The organism is Marisediminitalea oceani, from assembly GCF_003731635.1.
Lineage (GTDB): Bacteria > Pseudomonadota > Gammaproteobacteria > Enterobacterales > Alteromonadaceae > Alteromonas > Alteromonas oceani.
The window spans coordinates 156,994-172,598 of the sequence record NZ_RCUA01000012.1 but is presented as its reverse complement, the minus strand read 5'-3'; the positions used below and the strand labels follow the sequence as shown (position 1 = coordinate 172,598).

11 protein-coding genes are annotated in these 15,605 nt (G+C 50.2%); all 11 read right to left on the bottom strand.

Annotation, left to right across the window (positions count from 1 at the left end; genetic code table 11):
* Positions 1-9: 9 nt before the first annotated feature.
* Entirely contained in the window at positions 10-1,338 is a 1,329-nt protein-coding gene (locus tag D9T21_RS04155) for an IS4 family transposase (protein ID WP_105934698.1), read from the bottom strand.
* A gap of 135 nt (positions 1,339-1,473) precedes the next feature.
* Positions 1,474-2,793: a tetratricopeptide repeat protein gene (locus D9T21_RS04150; RefSeq protein ID WP_241155613.1), complete on the bottom strand. Its 1,320-nt coding sequence runs from the start codon at positions 2,791-2,793 to the stop codon at positions 1,474-1,476.
* A 1-nt stretch (position 2,794) separates the two neighbouring features.
* Positions 2,795-3,406, bottom strand: a complete 612-nt coding sequence (locus tag D9T21_RS04145) for an energy transducer TonB (protein ID WP_123323854.1) — start codon at positions 3,404-3,406, stop codon at positions 2,795-2,797.
* A gap of 13 nt (positions 3,407-3,419) precedes the next feature.
* Positions 3,420-3,827: an ExbD/TolR family protein gene (locus D9T21_RS04140; RefSeq protein WP_105932915.1), complete on the bottom strand. Its 408-nt coding sequence runs from the start codon at positions 3,825-3,827 to the stop codon at positions 3,420-3,422.
* Between the two features lie 60 nt (positions 3,828-3,887).
* Positions 3,888-4,403, bottom strand: a complete 516-nt coding sequence (locus D9T21_RS04135; protein ID WP_105932916.1) for a MotA/TolQ/ExbB proton channel family protein — start codon at positions 4,401-4,403, stop codon at positions 3,888-3,890.
* A 5-nt stretch (positions 4,404-4,408) separates the two neighbouring features.
* Positions 4,409-5,773 carry a MotA/TolQ/ExbB proton channel family protein gene (locus D9T21_RS04130; protein ID WP_123323853.1) on the bottom strand — a complete coding sequence of 455 codons (1,365 nt, stop codon included), beginning with the start codon at positions 5,771-5,773 and terminating at the stop codon, positions 4,409-4,411.
* Between the two features lie 13 nt (positions 5,774-5,786).
* Positions 5,787-6,542, bottom strand: coding sequence for a DUF3450 domain-containing protein (locus D9T21_RS04125; protein ID WP_123323852.1), 756 nt, complete (start codon positions 6,540-6,542; stop codon positions 5,787-5,789).
* A gap of 153 nt (positions 6,543-6,695) precedes the next feature.
* The gene (locus tag D9T21_RS04120) at positions 6,696-9,449 is read right to left on the bottom strand and encodes a TonB-dependent receptor domain-containing protein (RefSeq protein WP_123323851.1); all 2,754 of its coding nucleotides are present in this window, start codon (positions 9,447-9,449) and stop codon (positions 6,696-6,698) included.
* 105 nt (positions 9,450-9,554) lie between these two features.
* Positions 9,555-13,619, bottom strand: coding sequence for a hypothetical protein (locus tag D9T21_RS04115; RefSeq protein WP_123323850.1), 4,065 nt, complete (start codon positions 13,617-13,619; stop codon positions 9,555-9,557).
* A gap of 214 nt (positions 13,620-13,833) precedes the next feature.
* The gene (locus tag D9T21_RS04110) at positions 13,834-14,652 is read right to left on the bottom strand and encodes a prolyl hydroxylase family protein (RefSeq protein WP_123323849.1); all 819 of its coding nucleotides are present in this window, start codon (positions 14,650-14,652) and stop codon (positions 13,834-13,836) included.
* Positions 14,652-15,605: a PstS family phosphate ABC transporter substrate-binding protein gene (locus D9T21_RS04105; RefSeq protein ID WP_123323848.1), complete on the bottom strand. Its 954-nt coding sequence runs from the start codon at positions 15,603-15,605 to the stop codon at positions 14,652-14,654. The genes D9T21_RS04110 and D9T21_RS04105 overlap by 1 nt, the downstream gene beginning before the upstream one ends.

Genomic DNA, 15,605 nt, shown 5'->3' with positions numbered 1-15,605 from the left:
TAATGCCAGTCAGTTAAGCTGACTGGCATTTTTCTTTGAGGGGTACTTAGCCGGTCTCTTCCTTACCACTCGTGGATAATACCTGTCAGGTCGTTTGTCCGGTAACCTCATCATCCTCAACGATTCCATCAGGTATTCATAGTGAACTGGCAGCTTGGTCACTGTGTCTGGGATAGTAGTCAGGAAGAACACGATGATATGCCTCATGCAGAGTCCGAAGCTAAGCCTGGAGGGTGATAGCTCCGGCATATCTTTGACGGCATCAAGCATCATCAACCTAATCAAGTTGTAGGCGAGCAACAGCCCCCACAGTTCCTGACGCACCATCTCAGGCTTCTTGCTACGAAGCGTCAGTTTTGCCTGATGCAGAGTCTGTTTCATTTCCCTGAAACCCAACTCTATTTCCCAGCGCTGAACATACACATCAACAACTTCTGCATAGGGAAACTGCATCGCATCAACCATTGAACTAAGTACGCGATAGGTCTTCCCGTCGACTTCGTAGCGGGTAAGTCTCGCTTCAATAGTTTCAGGTAAACCATCAAACTTCTTTCGTGCCTGAGGCGATGTCTCAAGGGTCACTAAAGCATCATGTTCGCTTAGTTGATGTTTCACTGTGTACTGTAAATCTTTACGGGCGGGAAGCATCCAGTGCGTGTTAACCCCTTTAGTCATCCACAAGTACAGTAGCCCTAGCGAGTAATAGCCTCTGTCGAACAGGGTCAGAGAGTGATCAGGAACCGAAGGGATAAGCCGCTCTGCGAGAGACATCTCTCCCACATTCCGGCTGTCAAATTCACTGGCCAGAAGAAGGTGACTGGACGTTTCCATCAGACTGCACATGCGTACCTGCGGGTACGGATTATCCCCCCTGGCATTCCGGTCGCAACCAAATGCATCAAGATTCTCAGCGGTATCCTGAGCACGAAACATCACGCCATCAACCGCCAGTACATTTAAACCACACCACTGCTCAAAAGCGTACTCGCCAAATGCCCGCTGTGCCATCAGTTTAAAAGTGTGTCCGACGGCATCTTCCCCCAGTCGTTGGCGGGCTTGTACTAGCGCACTAGGCGCAACAAAACGGTTTTTGCCCGGTAGCGAAACATCGAGTTTATTCGCAATGTCCCAGACAGGATCGTTACGGAAAAGACTCATACCAACAATGGTAAAAACGACCGAATCCAGAGGTAATCGACGACGCCTGACGGTCGCTACACCTGATAATTCATAAGCTTGCTGGAGAAGTTCAGGGTCAACGAAGGACTTCAATTTATCGATAGCATTCAAGTCTTCCGCATGACTAAATGTATCATCGAGGTGTGTAAGTAAAGACATAAAAAAATCCGATACCAGAGACTGATATCGGATTGTGAACCCGTAGAAAGATCGGTCAACCGATCAGTATAAATTTCTTAACTGATCGGCATTAAGCATATAGCTGGCTTTTCAATCGATTATGCGATGAACAACTTATGAGCCCAGTTCAGCCTGAATCTGCTCGCTGCTGCTCTTTTCTGACTCAACAAACTTTGACCACTGCTGCGCCATACCTTTGCTTGAGCTGAATTTCTCAGCTTCGGCCAGGGTATCCAGCGCCGCGGCATACTGTTTTTTGTTGTACAGCGCCATGCCTTTAATCAGGTACGGGATGCCCGGATTACGCAGCTCACCTTTATTAAGCGCATTGTCTGCCGCTTCGATGGCGTTGTCCCAGCTTTCCATGTTCAGATAAATTTGCGCCAGTTGTGCATCCAGCTCACCGTCATCGGATAAGTCGGCTGCCTGAGCCATAACCGGTACCGCTTTTTCCTGTTCTTTAGCCAGCGTCCAGCTTTGGCCGAGGAACTTAAGGTTACGCAGGTTCTTTTCCAGCACGCCATCATTTAACGCCTGTTCCATCAGTCGGGCACCTTTGTAAGGCGCTTTATGATAGTAATAAAGCTGTGCAAGGTTAAAGATATCGCCGCCATTGGTCACGTAGCCCTGCTGATAAGCCGCTTCCATGATCGCCAGCTGCGTTTTTTCTTCACCCAGCTCACCGTACATACCCGCCAGTTGGATCCAGTACTTTGGCTCGTTAAACAACTTCACCATTTTTACCAGCACGTCTTTAACCTTTTCAGGCTGCTTGAGCTCGTAATAAATAGCACGTTGTAAAATCAGCCAGCCTTCGTCCGGGATCATGCCTTCATCTTCGTGACCCTGAATGGCCCGATTGATGAATTCTGACGCCTCAGCGTACTGCTTATTCTGATAATAGGCCTGGGCTTTAATTACCAGATTCTTCGGTGGAATTTTACCGGTATTCAACGCTTCCCAACGCTCAAGATACTCAATACTCTGGCTGTAGTTGCCCTGCATAAGGTGTAGCTGGGCCAGACTGAACAGCGTACTCATCTCGAAGCTTTCCGGGATTGGCTGTTGCGCAACCACTTTGGCAAAGTTTTCCAGTGCTTTGTCGTACTGCTCGTCGTTGTAGTAAATAAAGCCGTAAAAGTTATACATCATGGCCAGCTCATAGCTGTTCATGGAACTGGCTTTGTCCTGAACCACATCCAGGATGTCCACCGCTTCAGCAATGTTGCCTGCATCCGCCTGTTCCTGGGCACGGGCTAACTGCTCGTAAACCTTCGAACGTAGGGCCGGCGTACGACGAGTGGGTCGCTCGCTGGCTTTTTGTTCTTCCTGGGCAACTGCAGGTGCTGCCACCAGCGAACTCGCGCCAGTGAACAACAAGCCTGCCACCGCCAGTGACAACAGGGATTTAGAAAGTGTCTGTTTCATACTCACCTTACCCGTCTATCTGGAACGTAATACGGTTTTGCACACCGGAAACTTCCGCTGGCTCACCATTTACAACCCGAGGCTTATACTTAAACTTCTTCGCTGCGTCCATCGCGGCCTGTTCAAAAATGCCTTCCGGATTCGCTTCGATAACGAACACGTCTTTCACGGCACCTTGTTTGGTTACGGTGAACTCAACAATAACAAAACCTTCGATACCACGTTGCAGCGCACGACGGGGATAAACCGGCGATACCTTCACAATTGGCAGGTACTCACCATCGCCGCCTTCCAGCGCTAAACCGCCGCCTTCCAGTGCCATGCTGTCGCCCACATCTGCGGCAAAAGACATTCCGCTGCTATCAGCATCCGGACTCGGCGAGTCCATTTGCGGAGAGTCCATCGGCGGTGGTGGCTCTTCTGGCTTGGGTGGCTTACGTGGTTTACGTTCTTTCTTCTGCACCTGCTCTTCAGGTTTAATGCGCACAAAGTCTAACACGCTGCCTTTAGGCGGCTCAGTGAGTGCACTGCCGCCCATTTTGATCAGCGACTGCATCAGAAAGAACAATCCCAACGTAATCGCCAGTGATACAACAAATGCGATTAAAAATCGTGACATGGTCTATGCTCGCTTATGGCTCTTGCGCGGCGATTGACACATCGTAAACACCAGCGGCCCGGGATGCATCCATCACTTTAATTAGCGTATCCGTAGTGGCTTTCTTATCGGCCTGAATAACTACGGTGCCCTGCGGGTTTTCCGCGTGTAAACGCTCAATATTAGCCTGTACAGCACGAACATCGATACGTCGCTTGTTAATCCAGATTTCGCCTTTATCCGTGATGGCAATCAGGATGTTAGCCCGATCTTTCTTAACCGCAGTGGCGGCTTCAGGACGGTTAACGTCGATACCCGCTTCTTTCACAAAAGAGGCCGTTACGATGAAGAAGATCAACATGATAAATACAACGTCCAGCATGGGCGTCATATCAATGGTGGCTTCTTCTTCATCCACCAGGTTTTGAAAATGCTGTTTCATAATTCTTTCTTACCTTTCTAGTGGGCGACTCGCAACGAGTCCCCCTCTCGGAATACCTTGTTAGCGCTTGACGAGTGCTTCTTCTAAGTGAGCACGTTCGGTTTTCACTTTGCGGTTCAACCAGGTTGACGCAAATACACCAGACAGTGCTCCAACCATTCCGGCCATAGTCGGAATAGTGGCTTTCGAAACACCAGACGCCATCGAACGGGCATTACCTGAACCTGAGATGGCCATAACATCAAAAACTTCGATCATTCCGGTTACCGTTCCCATCAGACCCAGCAGCGGACAAAGTGCTACCAGCGCCTGAATAATCGGGATGCTGCCATTTAAACGAATGGTCAGCGACGAAATGACTTTTGAGCGAACCTGCTCAGCGTACCAGGAAGAACGATCTTCGCGGGATTTCCACTGAGCGATTGCTTCTTTGCTTAAGCTTTTGTGCCAAATCAGCAGGTACAGAGCACGTTCGAGGATCAAGAGCCACATGACGAATATCAGCAACCCGATGACCAGGAGTACCTGGCCTCCGGTTTCTGTAAAATCACGAATTGCTTCCAGAAACTCAATCATGATGATTAGCCTTTCTCAGCGCGCTCAGCGATTACTCCGGCAGCTTGTTCCTGCAGAATGTAAACAATGTTCTTACTACGCGTATTCAGCATCGCGTACAGTAAGGTAGTCGGGATAGCTACTACCAGACCCAGTACGGTAGTTACCAGAGCAGTAGAGATACCACCAGCCATCAGTTTCGGGTCACCGGTACCAAACAGGGTAATCGCCTGGAAGGTGTTGATCATACCGGTAACGGTACCTAACAGACCCATCAGCGGTGCCACAACCGAGATAATCTTAATGATAGTCAGGTTACGGCCCAGCTTAGGTACTTCAGCCAGAATGGCTTCAGTTAAGTGCAGTTCCAGTGCTTCAGTGTCGGCATTAGGATGCTCATCACGTACTTTCAGTACACGGCCCAGCGGGTTGGTAGATTTCACTTCTTTTGACTTCAGCTGACGGTTTACCTTGGTACGAATGATAGTCAGGGTAAACAGACGCTCAATCGACAGTAACAGACCAAAGGCACCTACGATAAGAATGATGTAACCAACCACACCACCCTGCTCTACACGTTCCTGCAGATTAGGCGCTTGTACCAGCAGGCCAAGGATTGAACCACCAGTCGGGTCGATACCAAACTTAACCAGTTCGCCATTCGAAGCTTGCAGCTCAGCAGCTGACTCACCGTAACGACCAGCAGGCTGACGGATAAGCTCGGCAACAGTGCCAGTCAGGCCGTTGTAATCGAGGTATTTGCCATCTGAGACCAGCGCAAACGGACCAACACGAACCACTTCTTTAGATACTTTCGCGCCACCGGCTTCAACAACGTCGATAGTGAACTTGGTGACTTTGCCTGATTGGGTCATTTCGCGCTGAATTTCATACCAGACCTGTTCGATTTCATCGATAGAGGCCAGTTTTGAGCTTGAGCCCATGTCCTGAGCAAGCTGGTCTAAAAACGCAGCACGGCCCGGGATTTCAGCAGATACCACTGAGTTATAAAATTTGTTTTTAGTGTCGCCGGCAACCTGTTGCAGCACACCAAATAATTCTTTTAATGAACCTAAACGGTTGGTCAGCGCTTCATTTAAGTCTGCCAGTTTAAACTCGTTTTCTTCAAAGGTGGTTTCGAGCTGCTCTGACGTCGCCAGCGTGCGATCACGCAGCTGTGCAGTTTCACGCAGAATGCGGTCCTGCTCTGCGCGTTGCGCCATAAACTCTTGCTCGCGCTGCTTGTTTTGCTCAGTTTGCGCGAACTTACCTTCTTCCAGCTGCTTTAATAAAGCATCTAAATCTAATGCACGGTCATCCTGTGCGACAGCGCTTACGCTGATGCTCGCAGCAACCAGACCAAATACGATATTCTTAAACGATTTCAACATCATCTTCGTCCTCTTAGTCTGTAATCGCTACAGGCAGCATTAACAGATCAGGTGCAAGTTGCTTCTTGGCCATGCGTAATGCTTTGGTTACCTGGGTACGGTAAGAGCTGTCTAACTCTTCCCACTGACGGGTTTGCTTGTTCCACACGCCCTGCGTACCGGCATCACGTGTTTGATAAATCAGCGCAGTACGACCTAAGCGTAAAAACTCAACGTCACGCTCCTGACCGTTGATTTCATGGATACCCGTGTAGGCTTCCATAGTACGGCCATAATCCATCTCAACCTGATACGCTTCCATTACACGACGGAATTTTTCAGACGCTGCCACATCGGCGCGGTCCATCATGCTTTTCAGGCTGGCGATACGCTCAGCACGCTCTTGCGGCAGAAACGGCACGTCCAGTTCGATAAACTGTTCCAGGCCATCAATCATGCGGATCATCAGTGGCGTGATTTGACGCTCGATAACAGACACTTCATCGATTGCCGCATTCAGGTCAGCCATTTCCTGTTCCTGGTTGGCGATCTGTTTACGCAGCTGGTTGTTGTACACTTCCAGACCTTCGATCTCTTTGTTCAGCGTTTTAAACTGTTGCAGCTTGCTGTCAATCTGATCGGTAATGCCATCAATTTTTTGCTGCGATTTGGCAGCTGACTCGTTGATTTCCTTGGCAGTGTCAATGGCAGGCTTTAAGTCCTGCTCCTGAGCAAAGGCTGACGCCGACAATAAAGCCGTGCTCATCAGCAAGGTGTTAAAAAGCTTCATAGATTCAAACCTTTTGTTTTCAAGAAATCGGATGTACCGACCACTAAATTAGCTGCGGGTAGGATAGGGGGTTTCTGTGACAGTTTTATTACATATCTGTCATATAAATATGGCAGTAAAAAGGGGCCCTTACGGCCCCTTTGCTGATGCTGCTTAGAACTGGTAGCTGTAGCTTAAACCAAACTCTACGCCATCTTCCTGTAACAACAGGTTTAAGCCTTCCTGTTGAATTTGCTTGGATTGATCCAGCAGGTTTTTGATGCTGAATTTAATCCGCGTATTGAAGTCAGGATAGTAGGTATAGTTCATGTCCAGTGAATGGTAAGTCTGCTCTTCGGCATCCTCGTTACCACGCGTACCAGGCACGATAATCCGTGGTCCAAAGGCGTTGTAAACTAAGGTTGCAGAGTGCTCACCGTTATCTGAATCGTAACCTACCTGCAGGTTAGCTACCCATTCAGAGTGGCCTACCAGGCGACGTTTGTTGTTGGTCACCGTAATCGATGCAGAGGTTGCATTTAACGCATCGAGTAACTGGGTTTCAAACAAACTGGTTACGTCATCTTCTACCGCACCCAGCGTCACTTCTGAGTCTGAAATGGTCAGGTTACCGGTCACGAAGAAGTTACTTAAGTCACTGCTGATAATACTCAGGTCCTGCAGGAACTCTACTTCCAGGCCGTACAACTTACCTGATTCACCGTTGGCGGTTAACAGGTTAGGTGCTGCACCACCTACGGTGTTCAGCTCAATCAGTTCGATTGGCTTTTCGATGTCCTTATAGAACACCGCTACCGACAGGTTATTGCCCGCTTCACGATACCATTCCCAACGGAAATCGACGTTATCCAGCTTAGAGCTTTGCAGCAGTGGCGTACCACGTACCAGGAACTCAGTCAGCGGGTCGATAAAGAAGGTAACACTTACGTCACGCAGGTCCGGACGGATGGTCGTCTGACTCATGTTCAAACGGAACTGCATGTCGTTATCCATCATGTAGGTTAACGCCAGTGACGGGAAGAAGTCGTCTTCCTCAAAGAATAACTGCTCGATTTCTTCCGGGGTCACAGAAAACTGGTTCGAGTGTGCCTCAAACGGTACCGAAACCTGACGGAAGTCTTCGTAGCGAACACCGCCGCTTACCCGCCAGGTGTTGTCGATAAACGCATCCATCATCAGGTAGTAAGCATCTATCTTGGTCCCGGCCGCGAACTCATCACCATCAGCCATACCTGACTCTAAGATATTGGCGCCGGTTGCGCTGCGGTAGAAATCATCATTGTTGATGTTTTCATCTGAGAAAATCTCATCAATGCGGTTACCAAACAGGAAATCGCTTGAGATTGCCCGGTGAGTCACATTAATTGGAATATTCTCGGCCTTACGCGCTTTTTCAAAGAAGTCGGCACCGGCTTTAATTTCCAGCTCCAGGCCTTCGGCCATAATCGGATAGCCGGCGTTCCAGCCCCAGGTTTCCACTACGTCGCGCAGGTCCTGATAACCTCTGTTAACACTGGTAGCAGCAATAGGCTGCAATTGCTGATCAACAAAGGCACCATCTGCAAAGTTTTGCTGATAGGTCACATCCAGACTACCTGGTGCCGAACGACGCGCCCGGCTGGTGCCGGCGTACCAGTCGAGGTACAGGAAGTTAAGCTCGGGGAAGTTATGGGTACCTTTAATCTGATTTGAGTTCATGCGGCGCTCTTCAAACAGCATGTCCACACGTTGCAATTCAGTTTCGCCAAATACCGTTTCATTGATATCGATAAATTCACGTACCCGCACCCGGTCACTCATGTCGTGCAGGATCAGGTTAGTCATATCGATACGGTGGTTACTGTTGATTTCCCACCCGAGGTTAAGCATGCCGCTCCAGCGTACCTGCTGTTCGGTATCCACGCCTTCAAAGAACTGCGCGAAACATTTGCCGTCTTTAGAATAGCGATCCGGCAGGTCAGAACAACCCACGGTGCCCAGGTTATTCCCCTGGCTGCCCTGATTGATGTTCCATTCATTTTCATAAGACACTGCTGACAGGAAACCAAATACCCCGTAATCAGTATCGTAGTTATCCCCTAAGGTCATGCCCAGGTTAAAATCCGGATCGACACTCTTTGGATCAGGGCCGATATCCCAGAACATCGAGCTCAGCATAGCTTTGCGATCTTCCAGGGTTAAACGATAACTGTTGGAGCCCTGAATACCGGCGTCAGATTGTGCCCGGTCGAGGCTGTCTGAAATGACTGATGACAGTTCTCGCGTGCCATCGTCGCGGCCGGTCCAGTCGTCACCGCCGCCTGAATAAAAGAAACCATCATCAGAGTTATTGGTGTTGTACCCTAACCCACCACTTACGCGGAAAATAAAGTCAGTCGGAATGGTTTTGGTACGAATGTTTACGTTACCACCACCGAAGTGCGACGGCATATTCGGCGAGAAGGATTTCTGTACATTCAGGCTTTCGATGATGTCAGACGGGAATAAGTCTAACGGTACTACCGAGCGGGTTGGATCCGGGCTCGGTACGCCCATCCCATTTAACTGGGTACTGGAATAACGTTCACCCAAACCACGAACATAGATAAACTTGCCGTCTACCAGGGTCAGACCGGTTACCCGGCGCAGGGCGGATGCGGCATCGCCGTCACCGGTACGTGAAATCTGTTCTGCGCCCATGATATCGGCAACGAACGCCTGATTCTGACGTTCCTGCAGTACCGCTGCTGCCGTACCTTTTAAACGTGTACCCGTCGCAACAACTTCTTCGATAGCCTGCGCTTCTTCCTGTTCACTCTGCTGCGCAATCGCGGCGCTGAAAGGATGTAATGAACTTGCACAGAGCGCAAAGGCAACCGATTTATAAAGCCGTGACATCGACGGCATTGGACGGTCTGTTGAACTCATTATTTAAAACTCCACTGAAACTCAAATTTTTTGCTGGATTTTCAACAGGTCAGGCGCCATGCGGCGCCCTTCCTTTTTTATGACTTTACGTAAACGCGGTGCAGATTAATCCAGACCGACAGTTACCCATCCCTGCGTCCAGTCATTGCTGGCGTCCATGGCACCGATAAAGTCAGTGTCTTCCAGCAGGTCGTTACCGGTGAAGGTTAACGAAGAATCTAACAGTACCGAACCGGTAGCTGGCATATAACCGTTGTCAGCCAGACCCAGCTGGTCAGCGGTAGAGACCATGTTTGAGGCATCCGCCAGGAACCAGTCTTCTGCAAACTGGTCACCAAAGTTGCTGCCCGCTTCACAGGCTACGATTGAGTCAGCGATTGACAGGTCACCCGCAGTAGCCAGAGCCTGAGACTCGTCACCGTTCACACGCAGACAGTTGCTGTAGCCTGCCGGGCCAGTGATTACAAAGCCATGCAGTGAGCCAGCGGTACCAGCACGCAGACGTACACCGTTGGTTTGATCTGCACCCAGTATAGTTACGTTAGCAATAGTTGGGTTAGTCAGTGGCGTAGCCGACGCATCAAATTCACTGTTGTCTGATTCGAATGCGTTGTCGCCGCCTGCTGAATCCTGCTTAATCAGTACATACTGTGCAGTACCTGTCCAACCGAATGACCAGTCGAAAGAATCATCACCGTTAGCGGTCAGTACCACGTGCTTCACGCTTACTGAGCCACCGAAGAACTCGATACCGTCGTCCAGGTTCTGGTGAACCTGAATATAGTCAACCGAAGTACCAGAACCCACACCGGCAAAGCTGATACCGTTCAGTTCGTCACCGTTACCTAAGGTACGGCCGGCGTATTTAACCACCACGTACTGGATAGTGCCTGAATTATCTTCAGGTTGGTTACCACCGAACTGACCTGCGTCACCCTCGGCAGCTACACCACAGTTAGCCAGTTCAGATTCAGTGGCATCACCGGTAGTGTCGCCACAAGAGTTAGCTGGTGCATTACCCAGTAATACCAGACCACCCCATTGGCCAATGCCCGTTTCCTGACCCGTTACGTCTTGTACAGAAGTCATCACAATTGGCGCATCAGCAGTACCCATGGCGCGGATTTTTGAACCGCGACGCACTACCAGAAAGTCTTCACCCTGCTGACCGATTAGCGTAGTGCCTGCATCGATATAAAGGGTTGCAGAGTTCTGGTTATCACCACCTACCGCAGTACGACCGGTTAATACCCAGTGCGCATCGTTAGACAGCGCAACGTCAGCGTTAAATTCAACGTCTGCGTCAAGCTGATAAACCGGCTTGTCAGTGATTTCAGGGAAGCTGGCAGACACGTCAGTCGCCAGGCCTTGTTCAAAGGCGTTACTTACCAGTGACTGATCCATGCCGTAAGCCCAGCCTTCAGTCCAGTCGTTCTGACCATCAAATGCACCGATGTAATCGGTTGAGGCAAACCAGCTGTCGTCTTCAACATCAGCTACGTCTGCACCAGCACCTAACAGCGCAGAACCTGCACCTGGCATGCGGCCCATGGTACCTAAGTTAAGGTCGGCAGAAGTCAGTACCTGGTTGTTATTACCTGCAGTAAACCATGATTCAGCAAAAGCATCACCGAAGTTGCTGGCTGCAGCACAAGCGACTACTGAGTTAGCAATCGACAGGCTACCCGCAGTGGCCAGAGCCTGAGACTCGTCACCGTTTACGCGCAGACAGTTACTGTAGCCTTCAGGGCCGGTAATTGCGAAGTTATACAGAGCACCTGCAGTACCGGCACGTAAGCGTACGCCGTTTGTCATTGCTGCACCCTGGATAGTTACGTTAGCTACCGTCGGGTTAGTCAGCGGTGTGGCAGAAGCGTCGAATTCGCTGTTGTCAGATTCAAAAGCGTTATCACCACCTTCAGAGTCCTGACGGATATAAACGAACTGTGCTTTACCTGTCCAGCCGAATGACCAGTCGAAAGAGTCATCGCCATTGTCGGTCAGTACAACATAACGAACGTTAACAGTACCACCGAAGAATTCGATACCATCGTCCAGATTCTGGTGAACCTGAATATGGTGAACGTTAGTTTGTGAACCTACACCCGCAAAGCTGATACCGTTCAGCTCATCACCGTTACCTAAGGTACGGCCAGCGTGTTTAACCACTACGTACTGAATAGTACCTGAGTTATCTTCCGGGTTGTTGCCGCCGAACTGACCTGCGTCACCTTCAGCTGCTACACCACAGTTAGCCAGTTCGTCTTCAGTAGCGTCACCAGTAGTATCGCCACAAGAGTTAGCCGGTGCGTTACCCAGTAATACCAGGCCGCCCCATTGGCCAATACCGGTTTCCTGACCTGTTACGTCTTGTACAGAGGTCATGGTGATAGGTGAACCAGGCAGACCCAGTGCTTCAATCTTAGAACCACGACGAACGACCAGGAAGTCTTCACCCTGCTGACCGATAATAGTGGTGCCATTCTCGATGAATAAAGTAGCAGAGTCTTCGTTATCGCCACCTACCGCAGTACGACCGGTTAATACCCAGTGCGCATCGTTAGTCAGGGTAACGTCGGCAGTAAATACCACGTCTTCGTCGATTTGATAAACCGGCTTGTCAGTCAGTTCCGGGAAGTTAGCAGAAACGTCCTGCGCTAAACCTTGCTCAAAAGCGTTATCCACATCCGCAGGGAAACCACCGTTAACACCTGATGTCCAGCCAGACATCCAGTTAGTTGCGCCGTCAAACGCACCTACGTAGTTAGCTGAATCAAAGCTGCTGTGCAATGCGGTAGGATCAGAACCTGAAGTCAGCAATACAGAACCTTGAGCAGGCGTGTAACCGTCATCGCTCAGGCCAAGTTCAGCAGGTGTCAGCACCTGGTTGCCAGACTGTGAGGCAAACCACTCAGCAGTGGTCATGGTACCGATAGTGTCGCTACCAAAGTTGTTGTTGGCATCTTCACAGGCAACAATTGAGTTGGTGATAGCCAGTTCACCGTCCGCAGCCAGCTCCTGAGACTCAGAGCCGTTTACGCGCAGACAGTTTTGATAACCTGTAGGACCGGTTACTAACACGTTAGTCAGGAAGCCGGCAGTACCCGCACGTAAGCGCACACCGTTAGTTTGCGCATCACCAACGATAGTCACGTTAGCAATGTTAGGCTGAGTTAATGGGGTAGCAGCTGCGTCGAACTCGCTGTTGTCTGCTTCGATGGCGTTATCGCCGTTTTCGCTGTTTTGCTGGATATAAACGAACTGGGCAGAACCTGTCCAGCCAAATGACCAGTCTAAGCTGTCGTCACCGTTGTCAGTCAGCACAACGTGTTTAACGTTCACGGTACCACCAAAGAACTCAACACCATCGTCAAGGTTCTGGTGAACCTGAATGTAATCGACTTCGGTGCCTGAACCTACACCCGCAAAGCTGATGCCGTTCAGTTCGTCGCCGTTACCTAAAGTTCGGCCTGCGTGCTTAACCACGATGTAGCGCAGTACACCTGAGTTATCAGTTGGGTTGTTACCACCGAACTGACCCGCGTCACCCTCGGCAGAGACACCACAGTTATTCAGTTCGTCCTGGGTCGCGTTACCTTCGGTATCACCACAAGAGTTGGCCGGCGCTTTACCCAGCAGTACCAGGCCGCCCCATTGACCGATATCAGTTTCCTGACCGGTAACGTCCTGTACTGAAGTAAAGATGATTGGCTCAGCAGCGGTACCTTCGGCCATGATTTGTGAACCACGACGGACGACTAAGAAGTCTTCGCCTTCTTCACCAAAAATAGTGGTGCCGGCTTCAATGTTAAGCACAGTAGAGTTTTCATCATCGCCACCCACAGCAACACGACCGTCCAGCACCCAGTGTGCATTAGCAGTCAGCGTGGTTTCTTCGTTAAACTCAACGTTTTCGTTCAGGCGATAAACCGGCTTATCGGTGATTTCAGGAAACTCTGAAGACACATCAGTGGCCAGGCCCTGATCTAACGGGTTTTCTGCACCCGTTGGAGTGGGTGTAGGCGTTGGGGTTGGTGTAGGGGTTGGCGTAGGTGTTGGTGCAGGATTCGTTACCACATCACCTTCGTTGATATTAATATCCCCACCACAACCTGCCAGAATGAGTGCAGTTGCAATGGCTGATGCTCTGAATGTGTGCTTTATAGCCATTAAAATTCTCCAAAACCACTTTATGTCATTATTTCAATGGCTGAGAAGACTACCGGACTTGAATGACACTTTTGTTACACTATCTGGCTGTAACAAAAGTTTCTTATTTGTCAGTAGATGATTGTTTTTTAAACACTAGCTTGAAGTGGCAAAACCGCCGGCACTGGCGCGGTTGCGGGCTTATGGACAATTTTCGGGTGAATTATGACAGTGGTCAGACTGCCTCTCTGAACCACTTGGTGATAACCACTTTTTCACCTTTTATGACAGGATGGGCATGATGCAGGGTATTGGCATTAGGTCGCCCGTCCGGCAATAAATTATTCCAGATCACCGCCGTACCAGGGTGGGGGGTAAACGACTTACCCAGTTTAACAAATTCAGTTTCGCCACCCGCCTCAACTTCGTTCAGATACACCATGCATGTCCAGGTACGCTGTCCCAGCTGACTGGCAAACTGGCGGTATTCACTGGTACCGGGTTCAAAATAATCCGTATGGGCTTTAAATTGCTGACCAGGCGCATAGTGCTGAGCCTGGATAGGCTCGTTATTGCCTTTGGCAAAACCAAAATAATCAATAATGTGCGCAGATACCTGATGGGCGATCTCACTGTCGAGGCTAACCAAGTCACAGGTGCTCGAGGTTCTGAAAGCGGTATCTGCCTCAGTGCTGGCTGTGGTAATAGTGGATGGCCGGAGATGCTGTTTACTCAGCGCCACGATGTTTTCACAGGTCGGCAACGCCAGGAAATCCTTCACCACATACAGCTGTGCCTGCTCGGCTTCTACTATTTGTATATTGTCGGGCTGTACATTGCCGGGCAGCCCCTTTGCTATAAATTTCGGCTGGGGGTAGCGCGCTGCATATTGGCGGGCCAGCGACTGTTGCTGCGCGGGAGGCAGGTTATTTCCCAGCAGCGCGACAATTTCAGCGTGGGCAAACCCTTCGCCCAGCAACGTGGTATAAAGCTGCGTTACCGGTACATTGCGTAACAGATTGGTTAGTACCCACTGCTTCCACTGCGCTTGCATTAATAGGCCTCCGCTCCACCAATAACCCGCATCTGGCGGTTCAGCATATCTTCACGAATAGGGAAGTAGCCATCACGCGCTACCTGCTGCTGGCCGCGCTGGGACAGCACGTAACGCAAAAATTCACTCTCCAGTTTGGGCAATGGCTCGCCGGGAGCTTTATTTACCACCAGATACAAAAACCGGCTGAAAGGATAGGTTTCATTTTGCACAGTTTTGCTGGTCAGCGGCACCAGGTTATCAGGGCTATGCCCTAACGGCAGCGCTTTCACTCCGGCCGTTTTATACCCATACGCGGCATATCCCATACCGCCTTTACTGGACGCAACAGATAAGACCACCGAGGCAGAGCCCGGCTGCTCGTTAACCGATTTGGTAAAATCACCGTCGCATAACGCCATAATCTTAAACAGGCCGTAGGTACCCGACACCGAGTTTCGGCTGAATAACCTTATTGGTGCCGAATCGCCATAGTCACTGATCCCCAACTGCGACCATTTGGTGATGCGTTCCTCTGCGCCGCAATAACGGGTAACGGAAAAAATGGCATCCACCTGCTGCAGGGTTAATCCTTCAAGCGGATTACGGTGTTCAACAAAAATAGCAATGGCATCGATGGCTACCTTGATCACCGTAGGCGGGTAACCATGGGCCTGGATAAACGCGCGCCGCTCACTGGGCTTTAAATCACGGCTCATAGGGCCAATGGTCGCGGTACCTTCGGTAAGCGCTGGCGGCGCAGTAGAAGAACCTGATGCCTGGATCTGGAAGGTCACATCCGGGTAGAGAGTTTTAAATTCCTGAGACCACAGGGTCATTAAGTTAGCCAGGGTGTCGGAGCCCACAGAGGTAATATTACCTGCCACACCGGGCTTGCGCTCGTAGCCGGTTTCACTGGCTACAGCACTTACGGCAACTCCGATAAGCAGTAACAGAAAAGCAAACTTGTGCAT